This window comes from Cupriavidus sp. GW821-FHT07C08, assembly GCF_059419025.1.
In genome coordinates this window covers 1-14,002 of sequence record NZ_JBWKQZ010000004.1, presented here as the reverse complement: position 1 = coordinate 14,002, position 14,002 = coordinate 1, and the positions used below count along the sequence as shown (strand labels likewise).

The following is a 14,002-nucleotide window of genomic DNA, read 5'->3' as shown; positions in this document are numbered from 1 at the left end:
CCCCGACGGGGGCGCGGCGCGTGACGGCTCTGGCTGGTCAATTGGCGGAAGCGCCGGGCTCGGGCCGGCGCAGCAGCCGGCGCATCTCGCGGCTCAGGTGGAACATCACGTTATGGAAGCCGAGCAGGCCGATGCGCAGGATCTGGCCGGCCGCCATGCCGGGCGCGTCCGGGCGCTTGCGGCCCCACGAATCGATCCAGGCGTCGGCGCGGGCGAAGGTGCACTGGATGAAGGCCATCTCCTCGCGCGGGCTCATCTCCGCCAGCACCAGTCCGGTGTGCGACTCGCCCTGGAACACCACCCTGGCGGGGAACATGTGCTCGTCGTGTTGCAGGTACAGCGAGATCTGCACTGGCTCGCCCACCTGGGCCTCGACGCCGTGCGGGAGCCGGATGCCGATGCCGCCTTCGGCAAAGTCCATGGTTTCGCAGACCACGGCGCGGCCGTCGCCGAAATGCAGCGTGGCCGGCAGCTTCATCGCCACGCGGTGGGCCTCGCGGATCTGGCGCGTCTCGCTGGCCGCGGCAATGGACGCGCCCAGGATGATGAGGTTGTAGAAGGTCCAGGCCAGGTTGAGCACCACCGTGGTGGCCTCCTGGTGCCACACGAACAGCCGCAGCAGGCCCACCACCACGCCCAGCAGGTTGAACAGCAGCAGCACCAGGTAGGGGCGCGAGATGACCCAGTCGAAGTACGCTTCCTCGATCACGCCGCCCTTGGGCGTCACGTTGAATTTGCCGGCCGCCGGGTTGACGAAGGCCACCAGCACCGGGCGCATGATGTACCACGCCAGCACCGATTCGTAGACCTCGTTCCAGAAGGAATGGCGGAACTTGCCCTGGATGCGCGAGTTGGTCATGTTCGCGTGCAGCATGTGCGGCAGCGCGAAGATGGCGATGGTCAGCGCCGAAGCCTGGATCACGTGCGCGCCGAACAGCAGGTAGGCCAGCGGCGCGGTCAGGAACACCAGCCGCGGCAGCCCGTAGAAGAAGTGCAGCATGGCGTTGAGGTAGCACAGCCGCTGCGGCAGCGACAGGCCCGGGCCTAGCAAAGGGTTGTCCACCCGGCAGATCTGCGCCATGCCGCGCGCCCAGCGGATGCGCTGGCCGACGTGGCCGGACAGGCTTTCGGTGGCCAGCCCCGCCGCCTGCGGAATCGCCAGGTAGGCCGTGCCGTAGCCCTTGCGGTGCAGCTTGAGCGCGGTGTGGGCGTCCTCGGTCACGGTCTCCACCGCAATGCCGCCCACCTCGAGCAGCGGCGCGCGGCGGATGATGGCGCACGAGCCGCAGAAGAAGGTGGCGTCCCACAGGTCGTTGCCGTCCTGCACCAGGCCGTAGAACAGCTCGCCCTCGTTGGGCACCTCCTGGAAAGTGCGCAGGTTTTTCTCGAACGGATCGGGCGAGAAGAAATAGTGCGGCGTCTGCAGCATGGCCAGCTTGCGGTCCTTGATGAACCAGCCCATGCAGATCTGCAGGAAGGAGCGCGTGGGAATGTGGTCGCAGTCGAAGATCGCCACGTACTCGCCGTGGGTGTTCTTGAGCGCCTCGTTGATATTGCCGGCCTTGGCGTGGCGGTTGTGGTTGCGCGTCACGTGGGTGACGCCCACCTTCTCGCAGAACGCGCGGAACTCCTCGCGGCGGCCATCGTCGAGCACGTAGACGTTGATCTTGTCGCGCGGCCAGTCCATCGACATGGCGGCGAACACCGTGGGCTTCACCACCGACAGCGGCTCGTTGTAGGTGGGGATGAAGATGTCGACGGTGGGCCAGGTGGCGCTGTCCGCGGGCATCGGCACCGGCCGGCGCTTCAGCGGCCAGGCCGTCTGGAAGTAGCCTAGCAGGAGGACCACGAAGGCATACAGCTCGGCCAGCACCAGGCCGATGCCGAACGCCGCGTCGACCCAGTTGCCCAGGCTTATCGTCTCCGTCAGCCGCCAGTACATATAGCGGCTGGACACCGCGACCGACAGCACCACCATCATCAGGGTGGCGAGATGGCCCTTGACCCGGTTCAGCCACATGGCCAGCACGATGCAGGCCGTGACAAAGCCGGCTTGCTGCCAGAATTCCAGCGGCACCGTAACCACCAGCGCAAACATGCACAGCGACAGCACCAGCGCCAGGACGCTTACCGGCCTGCTGTTCCACAGCGGCAGTTCCACGAAGCCATTGCCGAACCGCTGCAAGGCCGCCGACAACGCGTTGGGCGAGCGCATGGACTGGTCTGGCTTCACGCGGCTTCTCCATGGGCCGCCATGACGCGGCGCAGCCACGCGGCGCAGCGCTGCAGGTCGTGCGTGGCCTGGCTATGGGGGTTGTACTCGAGCACGCTGCGGTCGTAGGCCAGCGCCTCGGCCACGGCCTGGTCCTGGTGGATCACCCCCAGCACGCGCTCGCCGAGCTGGGCGCGCAGCACTTGCACCACGTCCTTGCCGAGCTGGCGGCTCACGTCCACCTGGTTGATGACCAGCACATGGCCAAGGTAATCGGGACGGCCTTCGCAATAGTTGCGGATCAGGTCTTCCATCAGGGGCATGGTGGCGTACGAAGCGGCGTCCGGCAGCGAGACCATCACGCAAAGCTGCGCGCACGACAGCGCCTGCCGCATGTAGGGCGAAGGGCCCGGCGGCGTATCGATGACCACCACGTCGTCGCGCCCCAGGCCCAGCGTGCCGAGCTGCGTGCGCAGCCAGCCAGGATGGGTGATGAGATGGGCCTCGAAGGCGGAGCGGTCCGCTTCGTTGAGCGCGCCGAACGGCATCAGCACCACGCGCGAGCGGCCGCGGTACATGCTCTGCTGCCAGGCCTCGCCTGCCAGCGTGGCGCGCGCGTGGCCCGACACCTCGTGCGGCGGCATGCCGAAATGCAGGCGCAGTGCATTCTGCGGGTCAAGGTCGACGGCGAGGACGTGCTCGCCGGCAATGGCCAGGGCTTCGGCGAGGTTGGCCGACAGCGTGGTCTTGCCCACACCGCCCTTGGCCGAGACAACAGCAATGATTTTCACGAGCGATTCAGCCGATCGAGGAAGGAACGGCGGGCGGGCACCCGCTCGCTGGCCGGAGCCGGCTGCGGGCGGCCTTCGAGCCGCCCGAATACGCGCGACAGTTCGGTGCCGGCCGCGACCGGCTGGGCAGGCTGGATCGGGCTTGCCCGCTCCGGCTCGGCGGGCTGGGGTGTGGGCGTCCAGATGGCGGCCGGACTGGAGGCTGCCGCAGGCTCGGCAGCAGGCGTGAGACCGGATGCGAGGCCAGGTGCCGGCCCTGAAGCGGGCGGCATGCCTTCGGGCGTGCGGAAGCGCGGCGCCATCGCGGGCGCCATGACCGGTTTTGCCATCGGCCTTACTGCGGCCGTCATGGCCGGCGGCTCGACGGGCGAAACGGGTGCCGCCGCAGGCTGTGCGGTGGCATGGACTGGCGGCACGAGGCCGGCGGCGTCTACCCGCACCGCCGACAACAGCGGCCAACGCTCGCGCGCTTGCGCCGCGGCGTCCTCGCGCACGATCTCTTTATAGGTTTCCGTCTTGCCGCCAAAGCGCTGGAACAGCTGGGACAGGTCGTCTAACTGGCTCATGGTTCTGACTCACGGAGAGGAGTGCTGTTGCTGGAGGGGCGGCCTGGCAGGGCGGGCCCGCATCGCCTCAACGGCCAAACCGGAATTCCAGGCACCCGGTAGCATCGATCGGCGAACTTTGGCTGACCTTCAGGGTGTCGGACGAACCCAGCATGCGAAACCAGTGCTGGTAGGCCCCTTCCAGGAATGCCGGCGACCAGCTGCCGGATGACTCGCCGAGCGCTGCCTGCAGCGGCGCGCAGTAATGCCGGATCACCAGCGCGCCGCCAGCATCCTCGATGCTGGCCCATCCCCAGTCCACGTCCAGCCAGATCTGCGCAAGCGCCCGCTCGAGTTCGGCCAGCGTGGCGCAGTTGCCCGGATCAAACCGCTGGGCAAACCGCACGCCAACGCGCCACATGAAGGCGCGCAGGCTGGGCGGGTCCATCACCCCCGAGAGTTCCTCGGCCAATGCCGTCAGCACGTCACGCCATTGCGAGGAGCAGTGGCGCTCGGTCAGATATTGCAAGATCGCTTGATTCATCCCTAAAAAAATCCTGTCCTATAAATACCCGGCGCAGCCGCACCCGTGCTAAGGCGCGCAAGCCCATTGGCGGCTCCGGCGTTCGCAAATCCGCATTGCGTGGGCCGCAATTGGCGAGCCTGACAGCTTCCCTCCACGGTGGGAAGCCTCCCCCTGCTAAAGCGGGGAAACGCAATTCGCAAGCATGGGGGATCCGCCAGCAGGCCCAAGCACAGCTTTCAATGGATTGACGGGAAATAGGACGGCAGAAGGGCGTACAAGAATCTAAAGATGCCAAGCAGCAGTGCATCGTGAAGGGGCGCGAGTACTTCGAAGAAATGGGGGGCCGTACTTCGCGCCCCTGATTTCTGTGCAGTGGTACCAGCCTGCCTCAGATTCGGCTCACTACCAGCAAGTTGACAGCGCCGGCTTTCTAGGCATCGTTGCAACCACGCCTCCTCCTCACCTGGCGTCGGCCAGGAGAGGCAGGCAGCGATGATGCAGGTTACTGTTACGGAGCCACCACGAACACATCTGTGCGATTCGCCGTATTGCCTGAGTTCGCCTGGACAAAGAAGGGCACAAAGGCATTTCCCATTGTCGCCAACCCTTCATAGTCGCCGACAAAGAAGCCCGATGCCGCCGGCGCCGTCTTCATATCGAAGGGACCGGCCAGATGGACTTCGCCGCCGAACGAAGCGCCCCCGTTGCCCGAGGTGGTGAGCCAGTAGTCCGTCGGCAGCGTGGTGGTGTTGCCGGTGGCCAGGTTGCGGAAATCGTAGTAGGTAACAGCAACGATTCCGGCAGAATTGACTCGCACGGACGGCGTGAATGCGGGACGTCCGGTAGGCGTATTGACGCGAATCGGAGTGCTCCAGGTTTGGCCGCCGTCGCGTGATGTCGACATGGCGATCTCATCGTACAGCCCGCCATTGAAGCGCGAATCCTGCCACACCACGTAGAGTTGCCCGGTTGCCGGGTCGATGGCGGGCTCGGGAATGATGTCCCCGGTGCGCACTGCTTCGCCGGTATTGGGATCCGTCACCCCCACCGTGCGCATGTCGGCGATGACGTCAGGCTTGCTCCAGGTGGCGCCATCGTCGGTCGACATGACGAACGCGAGCTTGGACGCGGTGATATTGAAGGGCGGCCTGATGAGGTTGAAGAAGTTGTAGAGCGTGCCGGTCTGCGAGTTGACCACGATCTGGTTTCCAATGGTCTGCTGCCGCGACGGGGTGTTCACGATCACTTTCGGCGGGCTCCAGGTCAGGCCGCCGTCGACAGTCTTGGAGAACAGCGCGGGTCCGCGGAAGGCGGCGGTGTGCAAATTGGCATACGGATTGGCATTCGGCTGCTCGAGACGGTCCCATACGGCGTAGGCAACGCCAGGGGTGACCGGATTGGCCGTCACCGATTCCTTGTCGTTGAAGAACTGCGAAGAGGGTTCGTTATCCGCAATGATGACACTTAGGTTTTGCCAACTCTTGCCGCCATCGCGCGAGACCGCGGCGCCGACCGCGTTGCTGTTGTTGGAGCGGTTGAACGAAATCGAGATCGCATAGGCGGTGCCGTCGGGCCCGATCGACACCCACGGGTCGGAGGCGCGCTCGTAACCGAGCCCGCCGGCGCAGGCACTGAACGGCAGGGCCGTCTGCGTCCAGGTCTTGCCGCCATCGAAGGAGGAACCGGCAACCAGACCACGTGCGCCGCCATCCGACCAGCGGTCCTGCTGCCACACGCCAATGAAATTGGTGGGGTTGGCGGGATTGATGGCCAGATAAGGTTCGACCTCTGCATTCAAATAATTGATGCCGGTGCCGCCGCCAACGGTGCATCCGGCAAATGGGCTGGGGCCGGAAACCAGCGTGGCCGCCTGGCTGGGGTGGCTGACCGTCAAGGCTGCGCAGAGCGCGGTTCCGGCTAGCAACGGGATAAGCTTGTGATTGCAATGCATGAGGACCTCCTCCAATTGCAGACGGCTCGCCTCAGCTTAGGCAACTTGTCTCGTTGGCAAGATGACGAATTGTTAAGTCTGTATGAGACCTGGCTTTTTAACCTCCGGCTTACAAGCGGTGCTTTCCTGAACCATGTTTCGGCTGGGGCAGGGCGATGGCAAGGGATGGAGCGGATGCCACCCGCGCGGCCCGGCGTTCATGCAATGCAGTTTGCCGCCGCGGCGCTGTCCCCAGGGGGCAACGCTGGGTCATGCCGGTGGCAGCGGCTTGCGCTGCACTTTTCGGTTCGAAGCAAAGCGTGCCTCATGGCTTGTGTTTGCCGCTCGAACGTCTAGCGTGAAAGGATGGGAGGCGAATACAAGCTGACCAACGATGTCTTGACTGGAGGTGCTGCGATGACTACTCGACGAACATTTTTGAAGGGTATATCGGGCGTTGTTGCGGCCGCAGTGGGTGGCATCGAGTCCCCGGCAAATGCACAAGCGGGCAAGCTTGACGAGAAGGATCCACAAGCCGTCTCACTAGGATACAAGCACGAAACAACGAAGGTCGATAAGGCCAAATTTCCGAAGCACGAGGCAAGCCAGAAGTGCAGCAACTGCCAATTGTTTCAAGGAAAAGCCGGCGACGCGTGGGGACCCTGTCCCATTTTCGGTAATAAGCAGGTCGCAGCAAACGGTTGGTGCAACTCTTACGTGAAAAAGGTTTGAGAATCCAATACGCCTCTATCTCTTAGCGCGCTATCTCACATGAACGGAGACAGCAATGAAAAAGCTAGCCTTCCTCGCCGCCCTTTTGCTTACGGCTGTTGCGGCTTGGGCCCAGGGCGGCCGCTACGGCTCCCCTCCAACCCCGGGGACTGACACTGGCAGGCGCGCGGAGCCGTCTGGGCAGGCCGCCAGCGGTGCCTCCGGCGAGAGCGCCAAGAAGGACAAGAGCGCAGCTCACGGCGACGTCGACCGTACTATGGGGCGTGCAGGCGGCCAAGGCGCTTCGGCAGCGGCCACGCGTAGCCACCCAGCGTCGGCCCCCAAGAGCCAGCCCTGACCTGCGGAGGAGAGGACGGTGCAATCCGAACCGCCTTCTTGCTCAAGTAAGCACAACTTCGAGTCAAGGTCGCCGACGGAGGGCGCCTCAGCGGGCCCGATTCACTGTCAAATTTTATTGAACATTTTGTCAATTTGAATCGGGATTGTATAGCGGTGTTTTCCAAGCAAGAATGCTAGGCTGACCGCGATGGGGACCAGCCCACGTCCGAGGAAGCTTCCGCTTCCTTCTGTCGCAGCGTCGTCGGCGATGCACTGCAGTCTTCATCGCCGGCACCGACATTCGCGATTCCGGCACCGCATCCAGGGCGCTGCGCTGCGGCAGCCCTGCCGGCTTCGCGTGACGCCAGCCCGACATAAGCTTCGATTATTCACAGACGGCTCGTGCCTCGAAACAGCCCATGGAGACAAACAATGCAGACGCCTGACCAATCCCAAGGCATCGACTTCCCGCTTGAGGGCGTGCGCGTACTCGACCTGTCGCGTGTGTTTGCGGGACCGCTGTGTGGCCAGGTCCTGGCCGATTTCGGCGCTGAGGTGGTCAAGGTGGAACACCCCGGCCGCGGCGACGACACGCGCGACTGGGGCATGCGCATCGGCAAGACCGAGACCACCTACTACAACAGCATGAACCGCAACAAGCGGTCCATCACGCTGGATCTGCAGAGCAAGGAAGGCGTGCAGATTGTCTACGACCTGCTGCCGCAGTTCGACGTGGTCATCCACAATTTCAAGACCGGCGGGGCCGAGAAGCTGGGCCTCGGCTACGAACAGCTCAAGGCCATCAAGCCCGAGCTGATCTACTGCGCGGTTTCCGGCTACAACACCAGCGGCCCCGAGGCCAAGCGTCCCGGTTACGACCTGGTGATCCAGGGTGAGGCCGGGCTCATGGCGCTCAACGGCGAAGCCGACACGCCGCCGCTGAAGTTCGGCGTAGCGGTGGTGGACCTGATGACCGGCATGTATGCCGCGCAGGCGGTGCTGGCTGCCTTGTTCCGCCGCGAGCGCAAGGGCAAGGGCCAGCTGATCGAGATGGCGCTGTACGACTGCGGGCTGATGGTTACCGGCTATTACGGCCTGGACGCCATGCTGCTCGGGCGCGACCCCGCACGCTATGGCAATGCCCATCCGTCCATCGTGCCCTATGGCATGTTCGAGTCCGCCGATGGCCCGCTGATCATCGCCGTGGGCAACAACAGCCAGTTCGACAAGTTCTGCCGCCAGGTCATCGAGCGTCCGGACATCGTCGAGGACCCGCGCTATGCCACCAATGTGGAGCGCGCCAAAAACCGCGAGACCTTGACCCCGCTGATCACGGGCCTGATCCGCAGCTTTGCGCGCGACCTGCTGCTGGAGCGCATGACGGCCTGCGGCATTCCTTGCGGCAAGGTGGCGGGACTGCATGAGGCATTGACCAGCGAGCGGACCCGCGAGGGCGGCCTGCTGCGCGAGATGCCCCATCCCGTGGCAGGCAGCACGCACGTGTTCGCGCCCCCTTACCGCCTGGATGGCCAGCGCCTGCCGATCCGCAACGCGCCGCCGACGCTGGGCGAGGGCACGCGGGCGGTACTGCAGAACCTGCTGCAGATGAGCGATGACCAGCTGCAGGCACTGCAGGCCCGCGGCGTGCTGACGCTGCCCGAGACACCGCAGCAGGCCTGAGCATTCGTGCCGCGCGGACGCACATGAACGTCCGCGCAGCCCTGCCCGGCAAGGGGGGCTTGGGTTCCCTTGCACTGATTCAACTGGAACAACAATCGTGCGTACTCGAAATTTCACCCGTATGGTCCACTCCCGGCGTCGTGCCATCCTGGCCCTGGCCGCGGTGCCGCTGCTGGTCGGCAGCGCTTTCGCGCAATCCTGGCCGAGCAAGCCGATCAAGCTCGTCGTGCCGTTCCCGCCGGGCGGGCCCACGGATACGGCGTCGCGCATCGTCGGCCAGAAGCTGGCCGAGCGCCTCAAGCAACCGGTGGTGGTGGAGAACCGCGCCGGTGCATCGGGTTCCATCGCTGCCGCCCAGGTGGCCAAGAGCGCGCCCGACGGCTACACGCTGATGATGCTGGCCACGCCCACGCTGCTGGCGCCGCACCTGTACAAGAAGGCGGGCTACGACACGACCAGGGACTTCACGCCCGTCGCCACCGTCTATGACCTGCCGATCGTGGTGGTGGTCAACCCGACGCTGCTGCCCAACGTGACGGACTTGCCCAAGCTGATCGCACAGGCCAAGGCACAGCCGGGCAAGCTCAACTACACCAGCTCCGGCGCGGGCAGCTTCGGCCACCTGAGCATGGAACTGCTCAAGCAGATGGGCGGCTTCGAGATGCAGCACGTGCCCTACAAGGGCGGCGTGCCCGCGATCAGCGACACCCTCGGTGGCCAGGTCCCGATCATGTACGCCGACCTCGTCGCCGCGCTGCCGCACATCCAGGCGGGCAAGCTGCGTGCCATCGCGGTCGGCTCGCCGCAGCGCGTGAGCATGCTGCCCGACGTCAAGACCATTGCCGAGCAAGGCTTCAAGGGCTACGACGCCGTGTCCTGGGGCGGCCTGCTGGCGCCGCCGGGAACGCCCAAAGAGGTGGTGGACCGCGTCTCGGGCGAGGTCGGCAAGATCCTGGCCGACAAGGATGTCCAGGACAAATTGCTGAAGGCCGGTGCCATTGCCAAATACCAGGCGCCGGCACAGATGGCCCAGCGCATCCAGCAGGACTATGCCAAGTGGGGCAAGGTGATCCGCGACAAAGGCATCGCGGTCGAGTAAGCGTCAGCAAGCCGGGCACGCTGCAATGGCGAGCCCGGTGCCAGTTGGCGAGGGCGGACTGCTGTGTTTATTGCAGCCAGACATGGCGCCTGCCGCCTTGTCTGGTGTTGTTGCTGTCAAACGAGATGAGACCCTTTCCTGGAAAACGCTGAAGACCCGAAAGCATGCCAGTCAGCACATGAGGCTGACTGGCATGCTTTGCCTTGGATGGAAGAGATTCACTTCTTGCTTTGAGAATGCGCGTCAAAGCGCGCGACTTCTTCGAGCAGCATCGGCGCACCCATGCTGTTCGCGTGCAAGCCTAGAACGCTAACGCCTTGAAGGACAGCGGCGATCTCTTCCTTGGTGGCGCCGAGCTCGAGCGCGCGGCGGATATGGCGCCGCGTACCAGGACCGTACATGTGCGTGCAGGATACATCGACGGCTATGGAGATGAACTCCCAGACCTTTGGCTCTATCAGCCCCTTGGTCATCGGATGCATGGCCATGTCGAGGAATTTCTCGGTCCAGATGGGGTCGAGCTCGGTAAAGCTGTTCCACTCCGGATTCCAATAGCCGCTCGCGCGCAAGCTGTCGCTGATGGGCGTGGCTGGCAGGCGGCTTGTACCGGTGTATTTGTCGTCGTGCATGGCGGTCAGTTCAAGGAGGGCTTGTAGTTGATGGCACGTAGTGCCTGACCTGTCCGCTCGTTCTCCCGCTTGAGCGTCTTCTCCAGATCGGCTGTCGTCTGCGTGGGACTCCCTGGGTTCATTCCAAGTGCCGCAAGCTGGCTCTTCACCGAAGGGGATGAGATGGCCTTGAGTAGCTCTTGCTGCAGCCTGCTGCGGATGGCAGCCGGCACGTCTGGCGTGGACCAGACACTGGTGCCCATGATCTGGCTGAGATTTGGATAGCCCGCTTCCGCCATTGTCGGCACATCGGGCAGGAACGGCGAACGCTCGGCCGATGTCACCGCCAGCGCACGGACCTTGCCGGGTTTCACGAGCGCAAGCGCGGTGCCCATGCCGTCGAACATGAACTGAATCTGGCCGCCCATCAGGTCGGTGAGCGCAGGGGGCGAGCCCTTGTAGCCGACGTGCTCCATGTCCAGCCCGGCCGCCTTGTTGAACTGCATGCCTTTGATGTGAGAAAGCGTACCCGGGCTGTAGGACGCGTAGGAGACCTTTCCTGGATGTGCCTTCACGTAGGCCACCATCTCGCTGACATTGGTGACCGGCAGACGAGGGTCGGCGACCAGCACCAGCGGCACGCTGGCCACTTCAGCGACCGGTACCACATCCTTGAACGGATCGAAGCGGAACTTGTAGCTGTACGGGTTCTCCGTCACTAGCGAGTTGGGAGACAGCACGAATGTGTAGCCATCGCGTGGCGCGCCGAGCATTGCGTCCGTGGCAATGATGCCGCCCGCGCCGGGCTTGTTTTCAACCACCACGGATTGTCTGAGGCTCTGGCGCATGCTCTCCGCAATCGTACGTGCGATCATGTCGGACGCGCCCCCCGCCGGAGCTGGAACGAGGATGCGGATGGGGCGATTGGGCCAATCCCCTTCCGCCAGCGCGCTGGAGAGGGGCAGGGCGGACAACAGCGTTGCAAGGCAGGTACGGCGTGCAAGCCGGATGATGTTCGAGGTCATTTGGCCCTTTGCGTATGTGTTGTTACGGCGTCGTATGCGGTGGCTGTGCGAGTGACAGGTGTGTCTGGCATGAGCAGGGGCGCTCAGACTTGCTCCTCATGACTGACGTCAGCAGGAGCGAACAAGACAAAGCAGATCGATCCAGTTGTCGCAATCCAGGCTGGAGTGCACACATCAACTGGACCGACTTCTCGTCTGTGCCGTAGTCGACTCAGGCTGCGCGGCGCAGCGGCACGTTCTTGACACCAGGCTTGCGGTTCGGGGTCATGCCGTTGGCGGTCAGGGTTTCATCGACATCGTCGTACCAGGTGCCAATACGGTAGATTTCCCGCGCTTCCTTGCCATCGGCGATCTCGCGGCCCAACTCCTTGGCGATTCGCACGAGCTGCTGCACCTGCTGCACCGAGGTGAAGCGCTTGCCATGCTGATCGATGAGGGTGTCCTCAATGCCGCAACGCACATGCATACCCATCGCCAACGCCATCGTGTTCCACGGAAGTACGTTCTTGAACAACGACTCGGCGGTAACGGTGCAGCCATCCGGTGCACGTTGGATGAAGTCGAACAGGTTGTACGGATGCGGTCCATGGTGGCCGCCGCCAATGCCGATGCAGGTCAGGTTCAGCGGGCCCTTGTAGACCCCCTTGCGCACCATGCGGTCCAGCGTTTCGAGCGCGTGCATGCCAACCAACTGAAAGTGCGGCTGGATGCCGGCATTCTGCAGGCGGCGCAAGTGTTCTTCCGCCCAGGTCGGGCCTGCCGGAACGATCATTTCACGGTAGGCATCGTACGTAGCCGGATTGGCGAGGGACGTGCCTTCGTAGAATTCCGGATAGATCAACTCCATGATGTTCATCTGGATGGTGTTGAGCGCTACCGTCACCTGGTCCGGTTTCGGGTCCAGTTCGGCCAGTGCGTGTCGGGTGTCGTCCGACAGCCACTTGGCAGCCTGGCCATCGTCTTCCGGTGCAAACGAAATCGAGCCGCCGACCTGAATGATCATGTCCGGCACCGCCTTGCGCACGCCGGCGATCAGTTCGTTGAACATGGACAGGCGCTTGGAGCCCTTGCCATCCGGTTCGCGCACATGCAGGTGCAGCACGCTGGCGCCTGCCTCATAGCAATCGACGGCCTTCTGGACTTGCGCTTCCATGGTCACAGGGATGTCTTCGGGGAAATCTTCCGGCATCCACTCCGGACCGTAGGGGGCCACCGTGATCACGACCTTGTCCATGTTCTCCGGGTGCAGCGAATCATCCAGAAATTGCATTTCGTTCTCCTTTATAGGGGGGTAGCTATCGGCGCCGCAACGAACTGTTGAGCTCGAACCGGGATTAGTCTAGTAATCCCGGGGCGGTCGCTTTCTCTCATTTCATGACACTCATGTCTCATTTCATGACAGAATATTCGGAATACCCGGGTTTCCCCTGAACGAACGGATCCGGGTTACTCCCCGGGTAACGGAGAAACGATGGCCACATTGATTCGCACTGGCGTGCTCAGGAACTACTTCAAGGTTGCGCAGCAATTGGGCCTGGAACCGCAGCCGTTGCTACGGAAATTGCGGTTGAGCAGAGCGATGCTTGCGGACCCGGACCACTGGATTTCCGGGAGTGGTGCCGTTACCTTGCTGGAAGAGTCAGCGCGGATCACGCAATGTCCGACATTCGGGCTGCGTATGGCGGATCTGTGGCAACTGTCTGATCTCGGTGTCGTCAGCGTTTTGCTCACGCATCAAAGGACCCTGCGCGACGCTGTCGGAACGTTGATTCAGTTTCGGCACCTGATGAATGAGTTCCTGGTCATCCGGATCGAGGAGGTCGGCAAGAAGGTTTTCGTCCGGGAGGACGTCGTCGCGGATGACGCCGGCCCATCCATACAGTCAGTTGAGCTGGCACTGGGCACACTGTCACGCATGTGTAGCACGCTTCTGGGCACCTCCTGGCACCCTCTTAGTGTCCATTTCACCCATGACGCCCCACCTGATCTGCGGCTGCACCGCCGCATCTTCGGGGGGAAGCTGGAGTTCGCAAGCTCGTTCAACGGTCTGGTTTGCCGAGCTGCCGACCTGGAGATTCCCAACCCTATTGCCGACCCCGTCATGGCACGCCATGCCCAACGCTTGCTTGAAGGGTTGCCGGGGGCTAACGAGCCGTCAGTTGTGCTCAAGGTGCGCAAGGCGATCTATCTGATGCTTCCGATAGGGCGCGCTACCATCGAGCAAGTTGCTCAAGGCGTGGGAATGAACGTGCGCACGCTGCAGCGCCAGCTCGAAAGAACCGGAGCGGTCTTCTCCGACATGGTCAATAGCGTGCGGCGCGATCTTGTCATCCACTATATGGACAACGGAAGCCTCTCGCTGGGCCGCATTGCCGAGTCGCTCGGATACTCCTCTTATGGCTCGTTCGTCCGTTGGTTCACGGCGCAGTTCGGGATGACGCCGACGCGGTGGCGCAACACTAAGGCAATGCTGATTAAGTCCTCCGATTCGTGAGGAGAAGCGTTATTTGAAGAATCACGAGCGCAGAAAGAGATG

Annotated in this window: 12 protein-coding genes; 4 read left to right on the top strand and 8 right to left on the bottom strand. The window is 63.4% G+C overall.

All coding sequences use genetic code 11. The features are described 5' to 3' along the window. Positions 1-37 precede the first annotated feature (37 nt). The 5 genes from bcsA to AC07UK_RS07030 form a co-directional block, all read right to left on the bottom strand. Positions 38-2,215, bottom strand: coding sequence for a UDP-forming cellulose synthase catalytic subunit (gene bcsA / locus AC07UK_RS07050; protein WP_494685630.1), 2,178 nt, complete (start codon positions 2,213-2,215; stop codon positions 38-40). Positions 2,216-2,229: 14 nt separating this feature from the next. Beyond that, positions 2,230-3,003 carry a cellulose biosynthesis protein BcsQ gene (gene bcsQ, locus AC07UK_RS07045; RefSeq protein WP_494685497.1) on the bottom strand — a complete coding sequence of 258 codons (774 nt, stop codon included), beginning with the start codon at positions 3,001-3,003 and terminating at the stop codon, positions 2,230-2,232. Continuing rightward, positions 3,000-3,569 carry a cellulose biosynthesis protein BcsP gene (gene bcsP, locus AC07UK_RS07040; protein WP_494685496.1) on the bottom strand — a complete coding sequence of 190 codons (570 nt, stop codon included), beginning with the start codon at positions 3,567-3,569 and terminating at the stop codon, positions 3,000-3,002. The genes bcsQ and bcsP overlap by 4 nt, the downstream gene beginning before the upstream one ends. Positions 3,570-3,636: 67 nt before the next feature. Further along, entirely contained in the window at positions 3,637-4,092 is a 456-nt protein-coding gene (gene bcsD / locus AC07UK_RS07035) for a cellulose biosynthesis protein BcsD (RefSeq protein WP_494685495.1), read from the bottom strand. Between the two features lie 490 nt (positions 4,093-4,582). Next, on the bottom strand, positions 4,583-6,025 hold the full coding sequence (locus AC07UK_RS07030; RefSeq protein WP_494685494.1) for a sialidase family protein: 1,443 nt from the start codon (positions 6,023-6,025) through the stop codon (positions 4,583-4,585). Between the two features lie 396 nt (positions 6,026-6,421). On the opposite strand from AC07UK_RS07030, the gene AC07UK_RS07025 reads away from it, so the two are divergent. The 3 genes from AC07UK_RS07025 to AC07UK_RS07015 all read left to right on the top strand — a co-directional run bounded on the left by AC07UK_RS07025 (position 6,422) and on the right by AC07UK_RS07015 (position 9,833). Continuing rightward, on the top strand, positions 6,422-6,736 hold the full coding sequence (locus tag AC07UK_RS07025; protein WP_436223335.1) for a high-potential iron-sulfur protein: 315 nt from the start codon (positions 6,422-6,424) through the stop codon (positions 6,734-6,736). A 750-nt stretch (positions 6,737-7,486) separates the two neighbouring features. Further along, positions 7,487-8,734, top strand: coding sequence for a CaiB/BaiF CoA transferase family protein (locus AC07UK_RS07020; protein WP_494685493.1), 1,248 nt, complete (start codon positions 7,487-7,489; stop codon positions 8,732-8,734). 121 nt (positions 8,735-8,855) lie between these two features. After that, the gene (locus AC07UK_RS07015) at positions 8,856-9,833 is read left to right on the top strand and encodes a Bug family tripartite tricarboxylate transporter substrate binding protein (protein WP_494685629.1); all 978 of its coding nucleotides are present in this window, start codon (positions 8,856-8,858) and stop codon (positions 9,831-9,833) included. 218 nt (positions 9,834-10,051) lie between these two features. On the opposite strand, the gene AC07UK_RS07010 is transcribed toward AC07UK_RS07015, so the two are convergent. From AC07UK_RS07010 to AC07UK_RS07000, 3 genes are all read right to left on the bottom strand, one after another. After that, on the bottom strand, positions 10,052-10,462 hold the full coding sequence (locus AC07UK_RS07010; RefSeq protein ID WP_494685492.1) for a carboxymuconolactone decarboxylase family protein: 411 nt from the start codon (positions 10,460-10,462) through the stop codon (positions 10,052-10,054). 5 nt (positions 10,463-10,467) lie between these two features. Beyond that, positions 10,468-11,466, bottom strand: a complete 999-nt coding sequence (locus tag AC07UK_RS07005) for a Bug family tripartite tricarboxylate transporter substrate binding protein (protein WP_494685491.1) — start codon at positions 11,464-11,466, stop codon at positions 10,468-10,470. A gap of 211 nt (positions 11,467-11,677) precedes the next feature. After that, positions 11,678-12,736 (bottom strand): beta-keto acid cleavage family enzyme, encoded by a 1,059-nt coding sequence (locus AC07UK_RS07000; protein ID WP_494685490.1) that lies wholly within the window; start codon positions 12,734-12,736, stop codon positions 11,678-11,680. A gap of 201 nt (positions 12,737-12,937) precedes the next feature. On the opposite strand from AC07UK_RS07000, the gene AC07UK_RS06995 reads away from it, so the two are divergent. Further along, positions 12,938-13,960, top strand: coding sequence for an AraC family transcriptional regulator (locus AC07UK_RS06995; RefSeq protein WP_494685489.1), 1,023 nt, complete (start codon positions 12,938-12,940; stop codon positions 13,958-13,960). Positions 13,961-14,002 lie beyond the last annotated feature (42 nt).

Coding starts and splice junctions, on each gene's coding strand:
- bcsA (WP_494685630.1), bottom strand. CDS start 2,215: ATGCGCTCGCCCAACGCGTTGTCGGCGGCCTTGCAGCGGTTCGGCAAT.
- bcsP (WP_494685496.1), bottom strand. CDS start 3,569: ATGAGCCAGTTAGACGACCTGTCCCAGCTGTTCCAGCGCTTTGGCGGC.
- bcsD (WP_494685495.1), bottom strand. CDS start 4,092: ATGAATCAAGCGATCTTGCAATATCTGACCGAGCGCCACTGCTCCTCG.
- AC07UK_RS07030 (WP_494685494.1), bottom strand. CDS start 6,025: ATGCATTGCAATCACAAGCTTATCCCGTTGCTAGCCGGAACCGCGCTC.
- AC07UK_RS07025 (WP_436223335.1), top strand. CDS start 6,422: ATGACTACTCGACGAACATTTTTGAAGGGTATATCGGGCGTTGTTGCG.
- AC07UK_RS07020 (WP_494685493.1), top strand. CDS start 7,487: ATGCAGACGCCTGACCAATCCCAAGGCATCGACTTCCCGCTTGAGGGC.
- AC07UK_RS07015 (WP_494685629.1), top strand. CDS start 8,856: ATGGTCCACTCCCGGCGTCGTGCCATCCTGGCCCTGGCCGCGGTGCCG.
- AC07UK_RS07010 (WP_494685492.1), bottom strand. CDS start 10,462: ATGCACGACGACAAATACACCGGTACAAGCCGCCTGCCAGCCACGCCC.
- AC07UK_RS07005 (WP_494685491.1), bottom strand. CDS start 11,466: ATGACCTCGAACATCATCCGGCTTGCACGCCGTACCTGCCTTGCAACG.
- AC07UK_RS07000 (WP_494685490.1), bottom strand. CDS start 12,736: ATGCAATTTCTGGATGATTCGCTGCACCCGGAGAACATGGACAAGGTC.
- AC07UK_RS06995 (WP_494685489.1), top strand. CDS start 12,938: ATGGCCACATTGATTCGCACTGGCGTGCTCAGGAACTACTTCAAGGTT.